Here is a 20,129-nt window from a genome sequence, read left to right as displayed (position 1 = left end):
TTTAACAAATATTCCAACCGCACCGACGTTCATCTATTTCGGAGATTTTTTATGTTGCGCAAAACCTTAGTTGCTCTCGCCGTCGCCTCGGCCCTGGTCGCCTGCGGCAAGTCCACCAAGGCACCGGACAAGGCGGGCAAGGACGGCAAGGGTGCGGTGACCTTGCAAGTGGCGCCGGAAGACTTGCTGACGGTCGATACCAACGCGCTCGCGTCCGGCCCCGTCATCACCGGCTCGATCCAGCCCGAGCGCCGCGCCGACCTGCGCGCCGAGGTGAACGCCGTGGTGCTGCAAGTGCTGAAGGAAAACGGCGAGGTCGTGCACAAGGGCGACGTGCTGGTGCGCCTGGACGAGACGGCCATCCGTGACAGCCTCAATTCGGCCGAGGAAGCCACCCGCGCCGCCGCCCAGAGCCTGGAGCAGGCCGAGCGCGCCTTCCAGCGCCAGAAGACGCTGCGCGCGTCGGGCATGGTGTCGACCCAGGCGCTGGAGGATGCCGAAATCCGCCGCAACAACCTGCAAAGCGAACTGGCGGCCGCGCGCGCCAAGTCCGTGTCGGCCCGCCAGCAGCTGAGCCGCACCAGCGTGCGCGCGCCGTTCGACGGCATCGTCAGCGACCGCAAGGTGTCCAGCGGCGACACGGCCGCCATCGGCAAGGAACTGATCAAGGTGATCGACCCGTCCAGCATGCGTTTTGAAGGCCTGGTCTCGGCCGACAAGATCGGCGTGGTCAAGGTGGGCCAGCCGGTGCGCTTCCGCGTCAACGGTTACGCCAATCAGGACTTCGCCGGCCGCGTCAAGCGCGTCGACCCGTCGGCCAATCCGGTCACGCGCCAGGTCGAGGTGCTGGTGGAATTCGCCGACAAGCGCCTGCCCGGCGTGGCCGGCCTGTACGCGGAAGGGCGCGTCGAATCCGACGTGACGGACGCGCTGATGATCGCCGATTCGGCCCTGGTGCGCTCGGGCGACCAGTCCTACGCCTGGCGCCTGAACGGCAAAACGCTGAGCAAGGCCATGCTCAACATCGGCGTGCGCGACCCGCGCACCGGCCAGTGGGAGGTGCGCTCCGGCCTGGCGGCCGGCGACCGCGTGCTGCGCGTGCCCAATTCCAGCTACGCCAATGGCCAGGTGGTGGAGCTGACGGTGCCCAAGGTGGTGGCCTCGTCCGCCAACCCGGCCCAGGCTTCGGCCGCCACCGCGAACACCGCGACGAAAGGGAATTGATCCATGTTCTTATCCGATTTTAGTATCAAGCGGCCGATCGCCACGCTGGTGCTGATCGTGGCCATGATGTGCCTGGGCCTGCTCGCGCTCAAAAAGCTGCGCGTGAACCAGAACCCGGACGTGGAAGTGCCGTTCATCATCGTCAACGTGCCATACCCGGGCGCCTCGCCCGACACGGTCGAGCGCGAGATCGTCAACCGGCTGGAAAAGCCGCTGCTGGCCATCTCCGGCGCCACCAAGATCGAGAGCACGGCCAATGAAGGCTCGGCCTCCATCTTCATCGAGTTCAGCTTCAAGAAGAACCTGATCGAGGCGTCCGACGAGATCCGCAACGCCATCGGTTCCGTGCGCTACAAGCTGCCGACCGAGATGCGCGAACCTATCCTGCAACGGATCGATCCGGCCTCCGATCCCGTGATGCAGGTCGCGCTGTCATCCACCAGCCAGACCCACGCGGAAATCTCGCGCTTGGCCGAGGATACGCTGTCGGACCGCTTCCGCGCCGTCGATGGCGTGTCGCAGGTGCAGGTCAACGGTTCGCTCAAGCGCGAACTGTCGGTGTTGCTCAAGGCCGAGAAGCTGCGTGAATACAATGTGTCGGTGGGCGAGGTGGTCAACGCGCTGCGCAACCAGAACACCAACGCCCCGGTGGGCAAGGTGCGCGGCACGCTGGATGAGAAGAGCATCCGCCTGGTGGGCCGCATCGAGACGCCGCGCGAATTCGAGCAGGTGGTGGTCAAGCGCAACGGCGACGAGATCGTGCGCCTGGCGCAGGTGGCCACCATCGAGGATGGCTTCGCCGAGATCAACGGCCTGAGCATCCGCAGCGGCAAGCCCAACGTCGGTATCGCCATCTCGCGCTCGCGCGACGCCTCCACCGTGGCCGTGGCGGCCCGCCTGCGCGACGAGATCAAGGCCATCAACGCCACGCTGCCGGCCGGCACCAAGCTGGAAATCACGCGCGACGGCGGCGACGAGTCGCAGCGCAGCCTGAACAACGTGATCGAGTCGCTGGTGTTCGGCGCCGTGCTGACCATCTTCGTCGTGTACGCCTTCCTCAACTCGTGGCGCTCGACCATGATCACGGCCCTGAGCCTGCCCACCTCGGTGGTGGCGGCATTCATCGCCGTCTGGCTGTGCGGCTTCACGCTCAACTTCATGACGCTGCTGGGCCTGTCGCTGGCGATCGGCGTGCTGATCGACGACGCCATCGTGGTGCGGGAAAACATCGTGCGCCACATGCAGATGGGTTCGGACCGCCGCACGGCGGCCCTGAACGGCACGGCCGAAATCGGCCTGGCCGTGGCCGCCACCACGTTCTCCATCATCGCCGTGTTCATTCCCGTGGCCTTCATGCCCGGCATCTCGGGCGAGTGGTTCCGGCCGTTCGCCCTGACCGTCACCTGCTCGGTGCTGGTCAGCCTCGGCATCTCGTTCACGCTCGACCCCATGCTGTCGGCCTATTGGGGCGACCCGGTCGACCACCATACGGCGCCGAAAAAAGGCCTGGGCAAGGTGCTGCAACGCTTTAACGACTGGTTCGACCACCAGTCCGACCGCTATGGCCACGTGATCGCCTGGGCGCTGCACCACCGCCGCTGGATGGCCGTGATCGCGCTGGGCACCTTCGTCGGCGCGATCGTGCTGCACGTGAAGTTCGGCGGTTCCTCGTTCCTGCCGGCGGCCGACCGCAGCACCATCGCCATCGACGTGCGCACGCCGCCGTCGAGCAGCGTGGAATATGCGCGCCTGAAGATGGAGCGGGCCGCCGAACTGGCGCGCGCGATTCCGGAAGTGAAGGACACCAACTCCAACATCAATGCCAACGGTGGCCGCATCTACCTCGACATCGGCAAGCGCAATACGCGCAAGCGCACCGCGTTCCAGATCGGCGCCGAGCTGCGCGAGAAGCTGAGCCACGTGGTGGGCGCCGAGATTTCCGTGGTGGACGACCTGGGCAACCAGGGCAAGCCGGTGCAGATCGAATTCACCGGCCCCGATTCGCGTCGCCTGATGGAGATCACCAGCGCCTACATGGACAAGCTGCGCCAGGTGCCGGGTGCGGTGGACGTGGGGCTGTCGCAGCAGGATCCGAAGAACGAGCTGCAGATCGAACTGAACCGTGGTCTGGCCAACTCGATGGGCATCTCCGTCAACGACGCGGCGCAATCGCTGCGGGTGGCGTTCGCCGGCGTGGAAGTGGGCGACTGGGTCGACCCCACGGGCGAGTCGCGCGACGTGGCTGTGCGCCTGGCGCCGGAGGATCGCGTGAACGCGGAGAACATCGAGCGCCTGCCGATCTCCGTGACCGGCACCAACCAGATGGTGCCGCTGGACCAGATCGCCACCATCACGATGGGCAAGGGTCCGTCCACCATCGAGCACAAGAACGGCAAGCGCACGGTGACGGTGTCGGCCAACGTGCAGGGCCGCTCGCCGGGCGAGGTGACGGACGACGCCATGAAGCTGGCCAAGGCTATCGACTTCCCGCCCGGCTACGGGCTGGACCTGGGCGGCGCCGGCAAGGACCAGGCCGAGCTGTTCACGGAAATGGCGATCGCGCTGGTGATGGGCATCGGCCTGATGTATTTGATCCTGGTGATGCAGTTCGGCTCGTTCACGGCGCCGGTGGCCGTGATGCTGTCGCTGCCGCTGTCCCTGATCGGCGTGGTGCTGGCGCTGCTGGTCACGGGCAGCACCCTGAACCTGATGAGCTTCATTGGCGTGATCATGCTGATGGGCCTGGTGGCCAAGAACGCCATCCTGCTGCTGGACGCGGCCCGCAAGCGTGAGCAGGAAGGCTTTGGCCGCGAGGATGCGCTGATGTACGCGGGCCGCATGCGGCTGCGCCCCATCCTGATGACCACCTTCGCGCTGATCGCCGGCATGTTCCCGGTGGCGCTGGGGCTGGGCGAGGGCGGCGAGTTCTACCGTCCGCTGGCGATCGCCATCATCGGCGGCACCATCACCTCGACCATCCTGACGCTGCTGGTGGTGCCTACGTTCTACGACAGCATCGAGATCGCCCGCGACCGCGCACTGGCCAAGTTCCGCCGCCGCGAACTGCGCTGGACCACGGTGCCGGCGTTGCTGATGACGCTGGTGGAGGCGCTGCTGACGCTGGTGTTCGTGCGGCTCGTGTTCCGGCTCGTGCTGTGGGCCGTGAACAAGGCGCTGGGGCGCGGCGGCAAGGCCGTGCCGCCCGGCACGGCGCTGGATGCGCACTAATTGCAAAATGGAAAAGGACCTGCGGGTCCTTTTCTTTTTACAACAGCTTGTCGCTGCGCCGGATCAAACGGCGTGCAGAAATGGCAATCTTGCCGTGGCCGTAGCATAATTAGTACTGTTACTCTACTTTAATATTTTATGGCTGGTGTATCCTACTTGCCACCCGGCATCATGCCCGCCGCGCAGGCACGCGCGATGCCGGCCCACAGAATAATCTGGCGCCGACCAGTTATCACCTATAAAGAGCGAGACCACCTTGAAACAAAAATACCTGCCCCTCCTCATCGCTGTTGCGCTGAGTTCCCTGTCCGCCAGCGCCCTGGCATCCGGTTACCGCTTTGGTTCGCAAAGCGTGGCCGCCCAAGGCACGGCTGACGCCAACGCGGCCGAAGCGAACGATGCTTCGACCATCTTCTACAATCCAGCCGGCATGTCGCGCCTGGAGGGCACGCAAGTGAATTTCGGCGCCACCGTCGTGGTGCCGCACTCGACGTTCCAGGACTCCGGTTCCACCCACTTCACGGGCGCGCCCACGGGCGGCACCGCGGCCCACGGCTACGCGCCGGACAACGTGACGGCGCCATCGCTGTACGCGAGCAAGAAGCTGAATGACCAGTGGGCCGTGGGCCTGGGCCTGTTCGTGCCGTATGGCGCCAAGCTCAATTACGGCAACACCTGGACCGGCCGTTACGCGCTGACCGACGTGAAACTGGAAGCGGTGACGCTGAACCCGTCCGCCTCGTTCAAGTTGAACGAGCACCACGCTTTCGGCTTCGGCATCATGGCTGAGCACTTCAACGCCGACCTGGGCCAGGCCGTCGACGTGCCAGGCTCGATCGCCGCGCTGTCCAGCCCGGCCGCTGCCGCCACGCGCGCCCAGCTGATCGGCACCATCGTCGCCCTGGGCGGCAACCCTGCCGCGCTGGCTGCAGCCAACGACGCGCACGCCTCCATCACGGGCAAGGACTGGGGCTATGGCTTCAACCTGGGCTATATGTTCACGCTGGACCAGAACACCCGCTTCGGCTTCGCCTACCGCTCGTCGGTGGCGCACGGCCTGAAGGGCGACGCCACGTGGGACTTCTCCATGGTGACGACCGACCAGATCACCAACCATGTGCTGGCTGCCAGCGGCCACCGCCTGAACTCGGCATCGATGGTCAAGCTGCGCACGCCGGAAACCCTGTCGGCGAACGTGTTCCACCAGTTCGATGCGAAATGGGACGGCATGGCCGACCTGACCTGGAGCCGCCACTCGCGCCTGAGCGACCTGCACATCCAGTTCCCGAACACGGTTGAGGGCGACCTGGTGATCAACCAGCAATGGAAGAACACCGTGCGCGTGGCCGTGGGCGCCAACTACCGCTACGACGACAAGGTGACGCTGCGCGGCGGCGTGGCCTACGACCAGTCGCCGGTGCCGAGCGCGCAGCTGCGCGATCCGGCCCTGCCAGACAGCGACCGCTACCAGTTCTCGCTGGGCGCCGCCTACAAGCTGAGCCCGAAATCGACCATCGACGTGGCCTACAGCTTCCTGCACTTCAAGGATGCGGACACCAGCTACACCAACAGCTGCAACCCGCTGAACCCGACCTGCACCGGCAACGGCGAAACCACGCGCGGCACCTATAAGACCCATCTGCAACTGCTGGGCGTAGCGTACAACTACAAGTTCTGACCGCTTTCCCGGCGGTTCGCTCAAGAAATGCCCGCGTGCTGAACGCGGGCATTTTTTTTGCGCGCGCGCTTGGGGTATGATCGGCACCATGGACGTGGCGCGCGCCGCAGCGTGCGGAGGGCGTGCCGCGATCACCGATGCGAAAGGGGAATGATGCGGAGGCGTACCTGGCGGCTGTGGCTGTCGTGCATCGCGCTGCTGCTGCCGGCGGCGGCGCGGGCCGATGCGCTGGTGATCGCCATCAACGACTGGTGCCCGTACAGCTGTTCGGCCGAGGGCAGCCACCGTGGCATCCTGGTCGATATCGTCAACGACATCTTCACCGCCGCCGGCAGCCCGCCGCATTTCGTGCAACTGCCATTCGCGCGGGCCCTGTCCTCGGTGCGCTCGGGACAGGCCCAGGCCATCGTCGGTGTCACGCATGCCGTTGCGCCCGACCTGCAATATCCCGACGAGCCCATCATCACCACCCAGTTCTGCTTCTTCACCCGCCCCGAGTCCACGTGGCGCTACACCAGCGGCGGCGAGCTGGGGGCGGTCCGTGTCGGGGTAGGGAGCGGCAAGAAATTCCCGCCCGGGGTCGAGCGTGCCTTGCAAGATGCGACCAGGGTGCCGGGCGGCACCGATCTGATCTGGCGCATGGTGCGCATGCTCGATATCGGCCGGCTGGACGCCGTGCTGGAGGAACACCGGACCTTGCCGCTGGAGCTGGCCCAGCGTGGCCACGCACCGTTGCGCAACGCCGGCTGCATCGACAGCAACAACGAATACGTCGCGTTCCAGCCGGGCAGCGCCTATGCGCGGATCTTTTCCGAGGGCATGCGCAACCTGCGCAAGTCGGGGCGCATGGCCCAGATCTACGCGCAATACGGGGTGAACTAGCCCGCCGGGCTCAGGCCACCAGGCGGTCGTCGTCGCCCGGTTCGTCGTCGCGCTGGAAGATGGCCATGTCGGTCTGGCCCAGCACGCGGCTGGTGACGGTGCCGGCCGTGATGGCGCCGCTGACGTTGAGGGCCGTGCGGCCCATGTCGATCAGCGGTTCCACCGAGATCAGGAGCCCGGCCAGCGCCACCGGCAAGTCCATGGCCGACAGCACGATCAGCGCCGCGAACGTGGCGCCACCACCGACGCCGGCCACACCCACCGAACCGATCGTGACGATGGCCAGCAGCGGGCCGATGAAGTGTAGCGTGAACGGGTCGATGCCGACGGTGGGCGCGATCATCACGGCCAGCATGGCCGGGTAGATGCCGGCGCAGCCGTTCTGGCCCATGGTGGCACCGAACGAGGCGGCGAAGTTGGCGATGCCTTCCTGCGTGCCCAGGCGCTGGGTCTGGGTCTGCACGTTCATGGGGATGGCGCCGGCGCTCGAACGCGAGGTGAAGGCGAACGTCAGCACCGGCAGCACTTTCTTCAGGTAGCGCAGCGGATGCAGGCCGGCGCCCGCGACGATGGCCAGGTGCACGCCGAACATCAGGATCAGCGCGCTGTAGGAGGCGACCACGAAGTTGATCAGCTTGAGGATGTCGGCATAGCTGGAGGTCGACACCACTTGCGCCATCAGCGCGAACACGCCGTACGGCGTCAGGCGCAGCACCAGCGACACCATGCGCATCACGACCGCGTGCGCCACGTCGATGAAACGCTGGAAGGCGGCGAACGCTTCGGGCTTCTGGCTGTGGATGCCGGTGGCTGAGACACCGATGAAAATCGAGAAGATGACGACGGCGATGGTGGAGGTCTTGCGCCCGCCCGTCATGTCGAGGAAGGGATTGGTGGGGATGAAGCTGAGCACCATGCCGGGCACGCTGAGCGCTTTGGCCACGCCCAGTTTGCCTTGCAGGTATTCGCCGCGCGCCACCTCGGCCGCGCTGGAGGTGAGGCCGACGGCGCTCAGGCCGTAGAGCTTGGCCATCACAATGCCGATGCTGGCGGCCACCAGCGTGGTCAGCATCAGCGTGCCGATGGTCAGCACGCTGATCTTGCCCAGCGAGCTGGCGCCTTGCAGCTTGAGGATGGCGGCGATGATGGACACCATGATCAGCGGCATGACGATCATCTGCAGCAGGTTGACGTAGCCGCTGCCGACGATGTCGAGGTATTCGCTGGTGGTCTGCAGGGCCGGCGCGCTGGCGCCGTAGATCGCCTGCAGCGCCGCGCCCAGCAGCACGCCCAGTCCCAGGCCGGTGAACACGCGCACCGTGAATGTGGCGCTGCGCTGTTGCTGGTGGACCATGAAGCCGAGCAGGGCCAGTGCGGCCAGCAGATTGAGGATGACGTGCAGTACCATGGACAGCCTTTATTCGCGGTGGGGTAGAGTGACCGAGCGCGCCGCCGTCCATCCAGGCGCCGGCTGGTCGCCACGCCCGCTGCGACGGTGCACAGCAAATGGTCATTTTATCGGGCTTTGGCCGACGTTGCACGGCAGGGCCGTATCGGGGGCGGCTCCATCACTGCGGTGGCGGGACCCGCCGGACGCTGGCGCCCTCCGCCCGGGCTGGCCGCCAGCTCAGGGAGGGGTGGCGCCGGCGTCGTCGTCATCGTCGTCGCGCCAGATGACGCGGCCGCTGCCACCCTCGTTCAGGGTGGTGATGAGGGCCGGGGCCGCGTCATCGGGCAGGCTGAAGGCAAAGTCGACGGCATCGCCGTGGCGCACCTCCAGCAACTGCGCGTGGGCGCCGGCTAGCTCGCGCCGCAGCCAGCTCTCCAGCGCATAGGGCACAGCGCAGTGCAGCGTATGCATCTTGATGATGGCCACCTTGGATGCCGTCAGCAGCGCCTGCGCCACGCTGTCCGTGTAGGCGCGCACCAGGCCGCCCGCGCCCAGCTTGACGCCGCCGAAATAGCGCACCACGGTGGCCAGCACGCCTTCCAGGTCCTGGTGGCGCAGCACGTCCAGCATGGGGCGGCCGGCGGTGCCGCTCGGTTCACCATCGTCGACGGCCGCCGACTGGCCGCCGGCCAGCAAGGCCCAGCACACATGGGCCGCCGCCGGGTGCTGCGCTTTCAAGTCGGCCACCACCTGCTGCGCCGCCGCGCGGTCCGTCATAGGCTGGACGCAGGCGATGAAGCGGCTTTTCTTGATCAGCAGTTCGCTGTGGGCGGGGGCGGCGAGGGTGGACGGCATGGTGCGGCAGGGCGGATGGGGAAAGCGGGACCCGCATTATAGGCGCTGGCGCCGATCCACCGGTGGCGCCGGCATGTTCACGGGCTTTGCTCGGCACACGGGTTGGACATACAATCACGGGCTGCCGGGAATTATCCCTTGCAATAATTTAAACAAGGAACGCAATGACTTTACCTCAATATATCACCATCAACGGCACGTCCTACGCATCCGACAAGCTGAGCGCCGAAGCGAAATCGCAGGCCGCCAACATCCTGATCGTGGACGCCGAACTGGCCCGTCTGCAGCAGCAAGTGGCCATCGCCCAGACTGCGCGCAACGCCTACAGTGCCGCCCTGATCGAAGCAGTGAAGGGCCGTGGCGAAGCGGCGACCGCCGAGAAGCCAAAGAAACCGCGCGCACCGCGCAAGCCGAAGGCCGCCGCCGAAGCCAAGTGAGCACGCTGGCTTCCACCGCTCTGTGACGCCGCAGTCCGGCGGCGCCACGCCATGCGCCGCGCTGGTCCGCGCGGGCGCGCGATCCGGCGCCATTCAAGCTTGCAAAATTTTTTTAGACCTGTAAGATAGTAATCAATTACTAGCTTGTATGGAGTCACGATGAGCACACCCAACGGCAAACTGCCCGCCGACGAACGGCGCGCCGTCACCATCGAAGCCGTCGTTCAACTGGCCAGCGTCCAGAATCCGAGCGATATCACGACGGCGGCGATCGCCAAACACATGCACGTCACCCAGGGCGCCTTGTTCCGCCATTTCCCCAGCAAGGGGGCGATCTGGCAAGCGGTGATGGAATGGGTGGCCGAGCGCCTGCTGTCCCGGCTCGACCAGGCCAGCGCCGGCGTGGCCTCGCCGCTGGCGGCGCTGGAAGCGATGTTCATGGCCCATATCGAATTCGTCGCCGCCCATCCGGGCGTGCCGCGCGTGATGTTCGGTGAGTTGCAACAACCGGAACCGACACCGGCCAAGCGCATGGTGCAGGTGCTGCTGGCGCGCTACCGCGAACGGCTGCAGGCCTTGTTCGAACAGGGCAAGGCGTGCGGCGAATTGTCGCCCGCGCTGGACGCCGACGCGGCCATCCTGCTGTTCATCGGCATGGTGCAGGGGCTGGTGATGCAATCGTTGTTCGCCGGCGACGTGGAGCAGATGCGCCGCCAGGCGCCGCGCATGTTCGCCGTGTTCCGGCGCGGCATCGTGAGCGCGCCATGAGCCGCCGGTTGCCACAGCGGCGCACGTTGATGCTGGCCGGCGCCGGGGCCATGTTGTTGATCCTGTTCCTGTGGGTCGCGTTGCGCACCGGCCCGCTGGCGCCGGTCGCGGTGACAGTGGCGACGGTCGAATCGCGGGCCATCACGCCGGCCCTGTTCGGCATCGGCACTGTCGAAACGCGCTACAGCTACAAGATCGGGCCGACCTACGCCGGGCGCATCAAGCGTCTCGACGTGCACGTGGGTGACCGGATCAAGGCCGGCCAGCTGCTCGGTGAAATGGACCCGGTCGATCTGGACGAACGCGCGCGCTCGCAGGATGCGGTGTTGCGTCGCGCCGAGGCGGCGGTGCGCGAGGCCGAGGCGCGCCAGGCCTACGCCCAGTCGCAACTGCGGCGTTACGAGCAACTGGTGGCGGTGCGCATGGTGAGCGAGGAGGTGGGCACGGCCAAGCGGCAGGAAGGGCAGGTGGCCGACGCCGCCCTGACCGGCGCGCGCGAGGAGTTGGCCCGGGCCCGCGCCGACCGTGGCGCCGTGCGCGCGCAGCACGGCAATCTGCGGCTGGTGGCGCCGGTCGACGGCATCGTGGTTGCGCGCGACGCCGATCCCGGCACCACCATCGTCGCCGGCCAGGCGGCGGTCGAGGTGGTGGACCCCAACAGCCTGTGGATCAATGTGCGCTTCGACCAGGTGCATGCTGGCGGACTGGCGCCCGGCCTGCCGGCCCGGATCGCACTGCGTTCGCGCGCCGGCCAGGGCCTGGACGGCCACGTGGCGCGGATCGAACCGCTGGCCGACACGGTGACCGAGGAGACGCTGGCCAAGGTGCGCTTCGACGCCGCGCCTGATGCCTTGCCACCGATCGGGGAACTGGCCGAGGTGACGGTGCGCCTGCCGACGCTGCCGGCCGCCCCGGTCATCCCCAACGCGGCGATCCAGCGCCGCGGGCAGGTGCTGGGTGTCTGGCGGGTCGTGGCCGGGCAGGCGCAGTTTGTGCCCGTCACACTCGGTGATGCCGATCTCGATGGCTGGGTGCAGGTGCGCGCCGGCCTTCGGCAGGGCGACCAGATCGTCGTCCACAGCGACAAGACGCTGACGCCGGACAGCCGCATCCGCGTTGTGCCGCGCCTGGCCGGAGTGCCGCGATGATCAGCCTGGCGGGGCGCGACATCGTCCACGCGTGGGGCAAGTTCGTGTTCACGGGCGTGGGACTGGGGCTGCTGATCGGCGTGACGCTGGTGATGGCGGGCGTCTACCGTGGCATGGTCGACGACGCCAAGGCGCTGCTGGACAACAGTGGCGCCGACCTGTGGGTGGTGCAGCGCGACACGCTCGGCCCGTATGCCGAATCGTCGAGTGTCAGCGACGACGCATGGCGCGCCATCCGCGCCATGCCGGGCGTGGCGCAGGCGGCCAACGCCACCTATCTGACCATGCAGGTGCGCCAGGGCGAGCGCGACGTGCGGGCCATGGTGGTTGGCATCGCGCCCGGCGCACCCGGCGTGACGCCGGGCTGGCCGCCGCAACTGGTGGCGGGCCGCCACATCACGCGCGGCCATTACGAGGCGGTGGCCGACGTCGCCGCCGGCATGCGCCTGGGCGAGCGCATCGCCATCCGCCGCAACCTGTACACGGTGGTGGGACTGACGCGACGCACGGTATCGTCCAGCGGCGACCCGATGATCTTCATCCCGCTCAAGGACGCGCAGCAGGCCCAGTTCCTGAAGGACAACGACGCGATCTGGCAAAGCCGGCGCCGCACGGCCGCCAATCCCGCCTTCAACCGCCCCGGCGTGCCGGGCCTGCTCGACGCCGTGATCGCCGCGCAAAGCGCCAACGCCTCCGTCAACGCCGTGCTGGTGACGCTCAAGCCCGGCCAGTCGGCCGACGACACGGCCGCCGAAATACGGCGCTGGAAGCGGCTGACCGTCTACACGCGCCCCGAAATGGAGCGCATCCTGGTGGGCAAGCTGATCGCCACGTCGGCGCAGCAGATCGGCATGTTCCTCGCGATCCTGGCCATCGTTTGCGCCGCCATCGTCGCCTTCATCATCTACACGCTCACCATGGACAAGCTGCGTGAAATCGCCGTGCTCAAACTGATCGGCACGCGCAACCGCGTGATCGCCGGCATGATCCTGCAGCAGGCGCTGGTGCTGGGCGTGATCGGTTTCGTTGTTGGACGCATCACTGCCGGCCTTTCCGCGCCGCTGTTCCCGAAATACGTGCTGCTGGTGCCATTCGACACGGTGGCCGGCTTCATCGCCGTGCTGCTCCTGTGCGCGCTGGCCAGCCTGGTCGCCATCCGCGTGGCGCTGAAGATCGATCCGGCCGAAGCGATTGGAGGCTAAGGTGGGTAACCCGAATGAAAGCGGTAATGGACAAGACGCGCAGGGCAAAGGCATCCGCATCGAAGGCTTGCGCAAGCGTTACGGCCATGGCGACACCGCCGTCGACGCGCTCAGGAGTGTCGATATGCAGGTGGCGCCGGGCGAGGTGGTCGGCCTGATCGGCCCCTCCGGCTCGGGCAAGAGTACGCTGCTCAAATGCCTGGGCGCCGTGGTGGACCCGACGGCCGGCCGCATGACGCTGGGCGACGACGTGATCTACGACGACGGCTGGCGGGTGCGCGATCTGCGCGCGCTGCGGCGCGACAGGATAGGCTTCGTGTTCCAGGCGCCCTACCTGATCCCCTTCCTAGACGTCACCGACAATGTCGCGCTGCTGCCCATGCTGGCCGGGGTGGCCAATGGCGAGGCGCGTGCGCGAGCGCTCGAACTGCTGACGGCGCTCGACGTGCAGCACCGCGCCACATCCATGCCGTCGCGCCTGTCGGGCGGCGAGCAGCAGCGGGTGGCGATCGCGCGCGGATTGATCAACCGGCCGCCCGTGATCCTGGCCGACGAGCCCACGGCGCCGCTCGACAGCCAGCGCGCGATGGCCGTGATGCGCATCCTGAACGACATGGCGCAGCGTTACCGGACGGCCGTCATCATCGTCACGCACGACGAGAAGATCATCCCGACCTTCAAGCGCATTTACCATATCCGTGACGGCGTCACGCATGAAGAAGCGGGCGAAGGCCGCCCCATAGACTGACACTTTGAACCAGGAGGCAACGATGAAGTACTTGAGCTCGGCCGTGATGGCGGCGGCACTGATGATGGCCGGGGCGGCGCAAGCGGCCGATACTCAGGCGCCGGCGAAGGCAGGGGCGGGCGTTAAGCCGCTGGCCCTGCGCAAAGTCATGCAGGGACTGGACGCGGACATGCAGGCCATCGCTGGCGGCATCGCGCGCGAGGACTGGCCTATGATCGCCAAGCTGGCGCCGCGCATCGCCGAGCATCCGCAACCACCGGCTGCGGAACAGAAGCGCGTGCTGTCCTTCCTCGGCAAAGACGCGGAAAAATTCGAACATTACGACGAGCAGACCCACCACGCGGCGGAGGAGTTGCACGAGGCGGCGACGCGCGCCGACGGCAAGGGCGTGATCGCCGCTTATGCGACCATCCAAACCTTATGCCTGGGCTGTCATCAAAGCTTCCGCAAGCCCATCGTCACGCATTTTTACGGACAGCGTTGAAGCGGAGACGGCGTGGCCGATATAACAGCGGTGTCACGATAGCAACGCGGTGACAAACGCGGTGTCAGGTCTGTCTTTCGGACAGTCGCTCCCCGGGCCGCACCTCAGCTTGCCAAACCTTTTTGCAGCAGCGCGGCGACCACTTCGTTGAGGTCGGTTCCTTGTTCGGTCGCCAGCGCCTTGATCTGCGCGACGAGGTCGCTATTGAGCTTGACGGCGAAGGGGACCAGGCCCAGCGCCTGGTCGCGACGGCGCTGCTCGCGGCGATCGACCACCACCGCAGCCTTGCCGAATTCGGCGCCACCGGGAACGGCCATTTTGCCCATCAGTTTTTTGGCATCGTATTTGGCCAGGTCGGTCTTTCTCATGGAGGTGCTTTCGTGGGAGGGGATGGTGGGCAAATGTGAAAAAAGGTTATGCGCCGAAACGCATAACCTTTTCTCATACTGCTGAATTCTTGGTAGGCCGTGCGGGATTCGAACCTGCGACCAACGGATTAAAAGTCCGCTGCTCTACCAGCTGAGCTAACGACCCAAAGGTATAAACCTTGGCTTCTTTCGAGTGGTAGGCCGTGCGGGATTCGAACCTGCGACCAACGGATTAAAAGTCCGCTGCTCTACCAGCTGAGCTAACGACCCCCGAAAGAAGCAAGATTATAGGGAACCCCAGCGCTTCTGTCAAATGCCTGACGGACTTTTATGTTGATGCGCCGTCATGCCGTGGCAGGGCGGCCACCGGCCGCCCCGCGCGCCGTTGCGCCCACTGGCGCTTACTTGCCCTTCAGGCGTTCCTTGGCCGTGGCGGCCGCACTCGAATCCGGGTATTGCTTGATCAGTTCCTGCAAGGTCTTCTTGGCCGCCTTGTCCTTGAGCTCGGTCTGGCAGCTGGCGATGTTGAGCATGGCGTCGGCCGCCTTGGGGCTGTCCGGGTAGGCCTTGAGCACCACCTGCTGCGCGGCGATGGCGTTCTTGCAGTCGCGCTGGGCGTAATAGGCGTTGCCCAGCCAGTACTGGGCGTTGGCCGCGTAGCCCGATTCCGGGTAGCGGTGCACGAATTCGCTCAGGGCGATGCCGGCGTTCTTGTAGTCGCCGGACTTGAACAGCTGCATGGCTGCTTCATACGTCTTCTGCTCGTTCGGGTCGACCTGCGAGGCCTTGCCGTCGATGGTCACCTCATGCGGTTCCAGCTTGCGCAGGCGCGTGTCCAGGTCCACGTAGAAGTCCTTCTGGCGCTTCTGGGCGTTGGCCAGCTCGTTGGCCAGCACTTCGATCTGGCCGCGCAGCTTGGCGATCTCCTGCGCCGTCAGCTCGTTCTGGCTGACCAGGTCCAGCGTGCTCGATTTGTCGGATTTGGTGTCGATGCGCGCGTTCAGGTCGTGCGCCAGCGTATCGACCTTGGTGCGCAGGTCCAGGATGGCCTTGCGTGCTTCGTCGTCGTCGAACACGCCGGCGCCAGCGTGCAGGGGCAGGAAGGCGAACGCGGCCAGCAGCGCGGCGGCCAGGCTGGATGTAGTTGGTTTGATCATGTGGGCGCTTTCAATTCGGTCGGACAAATGGAAACGGGGCGGGCACAGTGTTCTGCGCGCCGCCCCGTATTATGCCTGCGACCCGTGCGGGTCAGGCATCAATTTGATTACTTGTAGACGATGTCGGCACGGCGGTTTTGCGCCCATGCGGCTTCGTCGTGGCCTTCGGCCTTAGGCTTCTCTTTGCCCAGCGAGACAGCTTCGATCTGCGACTCTGGCACGCCCAGGGCGCCCATGGCCTTGCGCACGGCTTCGGCGCGCTTCTGGCCCAGGGCCAGGTTGTACTCGGCGCCGCCGCGTTCGTCGGTGTTGCCTTGGATCAGGATGTTGCGCTGCTTGTTCTTGGTCAGGTAGGCCGAGTGGTTTTCCACCACAGGCTTGCCATCGGCGCGCACGACGTAGCTGTCGAAGTCGAAGTAGACGCTGCGGTTAGCCAGCACGCCTTTCGGATCGTCCAGCGGATCGATCGACTTGGTTTCCACTGGCGCGACGGTACGGGTGTCGGCGGCCGGTGCCGGCGCCGGCTTGCTCTCGACCACTGGTGCAGGCTCGGACAGTTTGACCGGGGTGCTGCAAGCGGACAGGATGGCGGCGGTGGTGAGGGCGAAGGCTAAGCTGCTGAGTTTACGCATGTTGACTCTCCTGGTTGTAAATGAAGGATTTTACTGCATGAAAGGACCCCAGGTGGGCTCCTTGATATTGCCCACCTGTGTGGTCAGGCGTTGCTTGACACGGCCGTCGACCGACACCACGGCCAGCGACTTGCGCCGGCCCGACTCGGTGGCGTACATGATGTACTTGCCATTGGGCGCGAAGCTGGGCGCTTCGTCGCTGGTGGTGTCGGACAGGCGCTGCTCCTGGCCCGAGGCCAGGTCCAGCACATACAGCTGGAAGTTGCCGTCGCGACGCGAGATATAGGCCAGCGTCTTGCCGTCGGGCGAGATGCGGGGGCTGATGTTGTAGCTGCCGCCGAAGGTGACGCGCTGGGCGTCGCCGCCCGTCGGGCTCATGCGGTAGATCTGCGGGCCGCCGCTGCGGTCGCTGGTGAAGTAGATGCTCTGGCCATCGGCCGACCATTTCGGTTCGGTGTCGATGCCGGCGCTGTTGGAGATGCGGCGCAGGCCGCTGCCGTCGGCGTTGACGGTGTAGACCTGGGTGTGGCCGTCTTTCGACAGGGCCACGGCCAGCTTGCTACCGTCGGGCGACCAGGCCGGGGCCGAGTTGCTGCCCTTTTCATTGGCCACCACGGTGCGCGCGCGCGTGATCAGGTTCTGCACGTAGACCACGGGCTTGCGTTGCTCGAACGAGACATAGGCCACCTTGGTGCCGTCCGGCGACCAGGCCGGCGAGATGATGGGTTCGTTCGAGCGCAGCGCCAGTTGCACGCCTTCGCCGTCGGCGTCGGCCACTTCCAGTCGGTAGCTGCGGCCTTCCTGGGTCACGTAGGCGATGCGGGTCGAGAAGGCGCCGCGCACGCCGGTCAGTTTCAGGAAGATGTCGTCGGCGATCTTGTGGGCCGCCAGGCGCGTGAACTGGGGCGGCGTGGCCTGGTCCAGTTGCGACATCTTGTTGGATTTGATGGTGTCGAGCAGCTTGTAGCGCACGTCGTAGCGGCCGTCGGCCAGTTGCTGCACCGTGCCCACCACCAGCGCGTCGGCGCCGCGCGCCTTCCAGGCGCTGTAGTCGATGTTGTTGACATCGTTGATGGTGCCGGCGTCGATCACCTTGAACGCGCCGCTGCGCTCCAGGTCGGCCTTGATGATGGCCGACATCTGCTGCGGCGCCACGTTCTCGTCGGCGAAAGCGGCCACGGCCACGGGGATCTGGTTGCTGCCGACGCCGGAAATTTCAATCCGCATCTGGGCGTGCGCGCTGCCGGCGGCGATGGCCAGGCCGGCGTAGATCACGCAATGGGTCAGTTTTTTCATGGTAGCCATCAATGTAAATCCTTCATATTGAAATCGGTGTCGAAATCACGCACCACCGTACCATCTTTCTTCTTCGGCAGCGGCGACGATTTCCAGATCGCGTTTTCCACCGCCGTGTCGTAGGCCGCGTTGCCGCTGCCCTTGGTCTTGCGCACCGAGATGATCTCGCCGGTGGGCAGCTGCGAGATGTGGAACGACGCCTTCAGGGTGTCGTCCGTGCCGCTGTAGACCAGGTTGCCCTTGATCTTGCCGCGAATGGCCGCCTCGTAGCCGCCGTCGGAACGGGGACCGGTGGACTTGGCCGCCGTGCCGCTGGTGCCTGCGCCCACGGCGCCCGTGATGCGGCTCATCTCGGCCGCGCGCGCCTTCTCGGCCGCCTTGTCCAGCTTGGCCTTGGCTTCCTTGTCGGCCTTCAGTTTCTTCTCGGCCTGTTCCTTCTTCTCTTTCTTTTCCTGCTCTTCCTTGGCTTTTTGCTCTTCCAGCTTCTTCTTCTCGGCCTTTTCCTTCTCAGCCTTGAGTTTGGCCTGCTTTTCCTCTTCCTTCTTCAGCTGTTCTTTCTTCAGCTGTTCTTTCTTCAGCTGTTCCTTCTTCAATTCTTCCTGTTTTTCCTTCTCGGCCTTGAGCCGGGCTTTCAGGCGTTCGAGCGCGATGTCCGGTGCCTTGGGCTCGGGCTTGACTTCGTCGGGCGGCGAGACCGGGGCGGGCGGCGGCTTCACTTCCGGTGCCGGTTCCGGCTCCGCCTCGGGCGCGGGCGGCGCCGGCGGGGCGGCCTCCTGCACCTTCATGTCCCACACTTCGGCCTCCACGGCCACCGGCTCGTTGCTTTGCCAGTGCACGCCCACCCACAGGAACAGGATCAGCACCGCGTGCATGGCCACGGCCATGGCGGCCGAACGCAGGCCGTCATGGTCCTTGGGAACCTTGTACGGGCCGCTGCTTGTCGCGTGTTTCATCGTCTGCATTACTTGGTTGCCAGGCCCACGCGGTTGATGCCCATCTTCTTCGCTTCCGAAATCAGCTGGATCACATCGTCGTACTTGCTGTCCTTGTCGCCGGCGATCAGCACCGGGAACTCGGGATGTTCGTCATGCAGCGTGCGCAGCTTGCGCACCAGGGCCTCGCGGTTGGGCGCCGTCTCGGGCGCGTCCGGGTCCTTGCCCTGCACGCCGATCGACAGCGCGCCATTGGGCTTGATCACGACCTGGATGTAGTCATCGGGCGGGCGGGTGGTTTTTTCCGCGTTGGGCAGGTTGACCACGCTCGGGTTGTTGGACGACGGCATCACCATGAAGATGATGAGCAGCACCAGCATCACGTCGATGTAGGGCACGACGTTGATCTCGGACTTGAGCTTGCGGCCGCGGCCGCCGCGCATGCTGCTGTTGAAAGAGGAAGCCATGATGGTGCTGCCTTAATTAGCGCGACTGGCGTTGCAGGATGTTCGAGAATTCTTCCACGAAGCTCTCGAAGCGGATCGCCAGGCGGTCGATGTCGTGCGAAAAACGGTTGTAGGCGACCACGGCCGGGATCGCGGCGAACAGGCCGATGGCGGTGGCGATCAGCGCTTCGGCGATGCCGGGCGCGACGGCGGCAAGCGTGGCCTGCTGTACGTTGGCCAGGCCGCGGAAGGCGTTCATGATGCCCCACACGGTGCCCAGCAGGCCGATGTAGGGCGACACCGAACCGACCGAGGCCAGGAAGGCCAGGTGCGATTCGAGCGCGTCCATCTCGCGCTGGAAGGCGGCACGCATGGCGCGGCGGGCGCCATCGAGCACGGCGCCCACGTCGAGCGCGTCGCGGCTGCCGTAGGAAGCCTTGCCCTTGATGAACTCGCCCATGCCGGCTTCGAAGATGCGGGCCAGGGCGCCGCTGTTGGCGCGGTCCTTGCCGGCGTTCTGGTGCAGCGCGTGCAGGTTGCCGCCGGCCCAGAAGGTCTTTTCGAACTCGATGGTCTGGCGGCGCGCGGCGCGCACGGCGTACATCTTGCGGAAGATGTAGGTCCAGCTGGTCAGCGAAATGCCAAACAGGAGCGCCATGATCAGCTGCACGATCAGGTGCGCGTTGGTGATGAGGGACAGGAAGGACAGGTCTTGGGTGACGTTCATGGGCTTACGGTCTGGGTGAAAAGGGCGGCTTCAGGATGGCATGACGCCGCGCATGCGGGCGGCGACTTCGGGCGGCACGGCGCGCGGACGCAGGGCGGAATCGACACAACCCACCTTGACGTGGGCGGTGTTGAGCAACTGCTCGCCGCACCAGACCTGCTGTTCAAACAGGATGGAGGCACGGCCCATTTTGGCGATTCTGAGCGTTAATTTTAGTACATCGTCGAGCTTGGCAGGCGCGTGGTATTCGGCGCTGACGTTCTTGACGACGAACATGGCGTCATGTTGCTGCAGCAGCGCGTGCTGGCCCACGTCGATGGCGCGCAGCCATTCCGTGCGGGCGCGTTCATAGAACTTCAGGTAATTTGCGTAATAGACAATACCGCCGGCGTCCGTGTCTTCGTAATAGACGCGGACATTCCAGGTGAACTCTGCAGACATGTTGGATTGGCTACTAGTGAGATTGAGCAACATTTTACGCGACTTTGTTGTCGGGATTGAAGCGGGCGGTCGATTTTCGTGGAATC

Annotated in this window: 20 protein-coding genes and 2 tRNA genes; 10 read left to right on the top strand and 12 right to left on the bottom strand. The window is 65.7% G+C overall.

What is annotated here, in order from left to right:
* Positions 1-51 precede the first annotated feature (51 nt).
* The 4 genes from H3H37_RS03580 (at position 52) to H3H37_RS03565 (ending at position 7,012) form a co-directional block, all read left to right on the top strand.
* Complete coding sequence (locus tag H3H37_RS03580) at positions 52-1,224, top strand: efflux RND transporter periplasmic adaptor subunit (RefSeq protein WP_182160218.1); 1,173 nt, start codon at positions 52-54, stop codon at positions 1,222-1,224.
* A gap of 3 nt (positions 1,225-1,227) precedes the next feature.
* Positions 1,228-4,452, top strand: a complete 3,225-nt coding sequence (locus tag H3H37_RS03575) for an efflux RND transporter permease subunit (protein ID WP_182160217.1) — start codon at positions 1,228-1,230, stop codon at positions 4,450-4,452.
* A gap of 256 nt (positions 4,453-4,708) precedes the next feature.
* The gene (locus H3H37_RS03570) at positions 4,709-6,130 is read left to right on the top strand and encodes an OmpP1/FadL family transporter (RefSeq protein WP_182160216.1); all 1,422 of its coding nucleotides are present in this window, start codon (positions 4,709-4,711) and stop codon (positions 6,128-6,130) included.
* Positions 6,131-6,280: 150 nt separating this feature from the next.
* A complete protein-coding gene (locus tag H3H37_RS03565; RefSeq protein WP_182160215.1) occupies positions 6,281-7,012 on the top strand; it encodes a substrate-binding periplasmic protein in 732 nt (243 codons plus the stop codon).
* A gap of 10 nt (positions 7,013-7,022) precedes the next feature.
* On the opposite strand, the gene H3H37_RS03560 is transcribed toward H3H37_RS03565, so the two are convergent.
* Positions 7,023-8,420 carry an L-cystine transporter gene (locus tag H3H37_RS03560; RefSeq protein WP_182160214.1) on the bottom strand — a complete coding sequence of 466 codons (1,398 nt, stop codon included), beginning with the start codon at positions 8,418-8,420 and terminating at the stop codon, positions 7,023-7,025.
* Between the two features lie 219 nt (positions 8,421-8,639).
* A complete protein-coding gene (locus tag H3H37_RS03555) occupies positions 8,640-9,257 on the bottom strand; it encodes an IMPACT family protein (protein ID WP_182160213.1) in 618 nt (205 codons plus the stop codon).
* A gap of 164 nt (positions 9,258-9,421) precedes the next feature.
* Here H3H37_RS03555 and H3H37_RS03550 point away from each other — a divergent pair, with 164 nt between their 5' ends.
* From H3H37_RS03550 to H3H37_RS03525, 6 genes are all read left to right on the top strand, one after another.
* Positions 9,422-9,694, top strand: a complete 273-nt coding sequence (locus H3H37_RS03550) for a DUF6447 family protein (RefSeq protein ID WP_220456310.1) — start codon at positions 9,422-9,424, stop codon at positions 9,692-9,694.
* A gap of 159 nt (positions 9,695-9,853) precedes the next feature.
* Positions 9,854-10,462, top strand: a complete 609-nt coding sequence (locus H3H37_RS03545) for a TetR/AcrR family transcriptional regulator (protein WP_182160212.1) — start codon at positions 9,854-9,856, stop codon at positions 10,460-10,462.
* The gene (locus tag H3H37_RS03540) at positions 10,459-11,610 is read left to right on the top strand and encodes an efflux RND transporter periplasmic adaptor subunit (protein WP_182160211.1); all 1,152 of its coding nucleotides are present in this window, start codon (positions 10,459-10,461) and stop codon (positions 11,608-11,610) included. The genes H3H37_RS03545 and H3H37_RS03540 overlap by 4 nt, the downstream gene beginning before the upstream one ends.
* Positions 11,607-12,812 carry an ABC transporter permease gene (locus H3H37_RS03535; protein WP_182160210.1) on the top strand — a complete coding sequence of 402 codons (1,206 nt, stop codon included), beginning with the start codon at positions 11,607-11,609 and terminating at the stop codon, positions 12,810-12,812. Before H3H37_RS03540 ends, H3H37_RS03535 begins: the two co-directional genes overlap by 4 nt.
* A 1-nt stretch (position 12,813) precedes the next feature.
* Positions 12,814-13,560, top strand: coding sequence for an ABC transporter ATP-binding protein (locus H3H37_RS03530; RefSeq protein ID WP_182160209.1), 747 nt, complete (start codon positions 12,814-12,816; stop codon positions 13,558-13,560).
* Between the two features lie 22 nt (positions 13,561-13,582).
* Positions 13,583-14,044 (top strand): cytochrome c, encoded by a 462-nt coding sequence (locus tag H3H37_RS03525; RefSeq protein WP_182160208.1) that lies wholly within the window; start codon positions 13,583-13,585, stop codon positions 14,042-14,044.
* A 104-nt stretch (positions 14,045-14,148) separates the two neighbouring features.
* On the opposite strand, the gene H3H37_RS03520 is transcribed toward H3H37_RS03525, so the two are convergent.
* The 10 genes from H3H37_RS03520 to ybgC form a co-directional block, all read right to left on the bottom strand.
* Positions 14,149-14,412: a hypothetical protein gene (locus H3H37_RS03520; RefSeq protein ID WP_182160207.1), complete on the bottom strand. Its 264-nt coding sequence runs from the start codon at positions 14,410-14,412 to the stop codon at positions 14,149-14,151.
* 90 nt (positions 14,413-14,502) lie between these two features.
* A tRNA-Lys gene (locus H3H37_RS03515) sits at positions 14,503-14,578 on the bottom strand.
* A 28-nt stretch (positions 14,579-14,606) separates the two neighbouring features.
* A tRNA-Lys gene (locus H3H37_RS03510) sits at positions 14,607-14,682 on the bottom strand.
* A 131-nt stretch (positions 14,683-14,813) separates the two neighbouring features.
* A complete protein-coding gene (ybgF, locus tag H3H37_RS03505) occupies positions 14,814-15,569 on the bottom strand; it encodes a tol-pal system protein YbgF (RefSeq protein ID WP_182160206.1) in 756 nt (251 codons plus the stop codon).
* Between the two features lie 107 nt (positions 15,570-15,676).
* The gene (gene pal, locus H3H37_RS03500; RefSeq protein WP_182160205.1) at positions 15,677-16,201 is read right to left on the bottom strand and encodes a peptidoglycan-associated lipoprotein Pal; all 525 of its coding nucleotides are present in this window, start codon (positions 16,199-16,201) and stop codon (positions 15,677-15,679) included.
* A 30-nt stretch (positions 16,202-16,231) separates the two neighbouring features.
* On the bottom strand, positions 16,232-17,506 hold the full coding sequence (gene tolB, locus H3H37_RS03495; protein ID WP_182160204.1) for a Tol-Pal system beta propeller repeat protein TolB: 1,275 nt from the start codon (positions 17,504-17,506) through the stop codon (positions 16,232-16,234).
* Positions 17,506-18,450 carry a cell envelope integrity protein TolA gene (tolA, locus tag H3H37_RS03490; protein WP_182160203.1) on the bottom strand — a complete coding sequence of 315 codons (945 nt, stop codon included), beginning with the start codon at positions 18,448-18,450 and terminating at the stop codon, positions 17,506-17,508. The genes tolB and tolA overlap by 1 nt, the downstream gene beginning before the upstream one ends.
* A gap of 8 nt (positions 18,451-18,458) precedes the next feature.
* Entirely contained in the window at positions 18,459-18,896 is a 438-nt protein-coding gene (locus H3H37_RS03485; RefSeq protein WP_229218621.1) for an ExbD/TolR family protein, read from the bottom strand.
* Between the two features lie 16 nt (positions 18,897-18,912).
* Entirely contained in the window at positions 18,913-19,602 is a 690-nt protein-coding gene (gene tolQ, locus H3H37_RS03480; RefSeq protein WP_182160202.1) for a protein TolQ, read from the bottom strand.
* 30 nt (positions 19,603-19,632) lie between these two features.
* Complete coding sequence (gene ybgC, locus H3H37_RS03475; protein WP_182160201.1) at positions 19,633-20,043, bottom strand: tol-pal system-associated acyl-CoA thioesterase; 411 nt, start codon at positions 20,041-20,043, stop codon at positions 19,633-19,635.
* Positions 20,044-20,129: the final 86 nt, after the last annotated feature.

This window comes from Rugamonas brunnea (assembly GCF_014042345.1).
Classification (GTDB): Bacteria; Pseudomonadota; Gammaproteobacteria; order Burkholderiales; family Burkholderiaceae_D; genus Rugamonas; species Rugamonas brunnea.
This window is presented reverse-complemented; position numbering and strand designations above follow the sequence as displayed.

What these genes read in the sequence shown, in the direction of transcription:
- H3H37_RS03580 (WP_182160218.1), top strand. Translation starts at nt 52, where the DNA reads ATGTTGCGCAAAACCTTAGTTGCTCTCGCCGTCGCCTCGGCCCTGGTC.
- H3H37_RS03575 (WP_182160217.1), top strand. Translation starts at nt 1,228, where the DNA reads ATGTTCTTATCCGATTTTAGTATCAAGCGGCCGATCGCCACGCTGGTG.
- H3H37_RS03565 (WP_182160215.1), top strand. Translation starts at nt 6,281, where the DNA reads ATGATGCGGAGGCGTACCTGGCGGCTGTGGCTGTCGTGCATCGCGCTG.
- H3H37_RS03560 (WP_182160214.1), bottom strand. Translation starts at nt 8,420, where the DNA reads ATGGTACTGCACGTCATCCTCAATCTGCTGGCCGCACTGGCCCTGCTC.
- H3H37_RS03555 (WP_182160213.1), bottom strand. Translation starts at nt 9,257, where the DNA reads ATGCCGTCCACCCTCGCCGCCCCCGCCCACAGCGAACTGCTGATCAAG.
- H3H37_RS03550 (WP_220456310.1), top strand. Translation starts at nt 9,422, where the DNA reads ATGACTTTACCTCAATATATCACCATCAACGGCACGTCCTACGCATCC.
- H3H37_RS03545 (WP_182160212.1), top strand. Translation starts at nt 9,854, where the DNA reads ATGAGCACACCCAACGGCAAACTGCCCGCCGACGAACGGCGCGCCGTC.
- H3H37_RS03540 (WP_182160211.1), top strand. Translation starts at nt 10,459, where the DNA reads ATGAGCCGCCGGTTGCCACAGCGGCGCACGTTGATGCTGGCCGGCGCC.
- H3H37_RS03535 (WP_182160210.1), top strand. Translation starts at nt 11,607, where the DNA reads ATGATCAGCCTGGCGGGGCGCGACATCGTCCACGCGTGGGGCAAGTTC.
- H3H37_RS03525 (WP_182160208.1), top strand. Translation starts at nt 13,583, where the DNA reads ATGAAGTACTTGAGCTCGGCCGTGATGGCGGCGGCACTGATGATGGCC.
- H3H37_RS03520 (WP_182160207.1), bottom strand. Translation starts at nt 14,412, where the DNA reads ATGAGAAAGACCGACCTGGCCAAATACGATGCCAAAAAACTGATGGGC.
- ybgF (WP_182160206.1), bottom strand. Translation starts at nt 15,569, where the DNA reads ATGATCAAACCAACTACATCCAGCCTGGCCGCCGCGCTGCTGGCCGCG.
- pal (WP_182160205.1), bottom strand. Translation starts at nt 16,201, where the DNA reads ATGCGTAAACTCAGCAGCTTAGCCTTCGCCCTCACCACCGCCGCCATC.
- tolB (WP_182160204.1), bottom strand. Translation starts at nt 17,506, where the DNA reads ATGGCTACCATGAAAAAACTGACCCATTGCGTGATCTACGCCGGCCTG.
- tolA (WP_182160203.1), bottom strand. Translation starts at nt 18,450, where the DNA reads ATGAAACACGCGACAAGCAGCGGCCCGTACAAGGTTCCCAAGGACCAT.
- H3H37_RS03485 (WP_229218621.1), bottom strand. Translation starts at nt 18,896, where the DNA reads ATGGCTTCCTCTTTCAACAGCAGCATGCGCGGCGGCCGCGGCCGCAAG.
- tolQ (WP_182160202.1), bottom strand. Translation starts at nt 19,602, where the DNA reads ATGAACGTCACCCAAGACCTGTCCTTCCTGTCCCTCATCACCAACGCG.
- ybgC (WP_182160201.1), bottom strand. Translation starts at nt 20,043, where the DNA reads ATGTCTGCAGAGTTCACCTGGAATGTCCGCGTCTATTACGAAGACACG.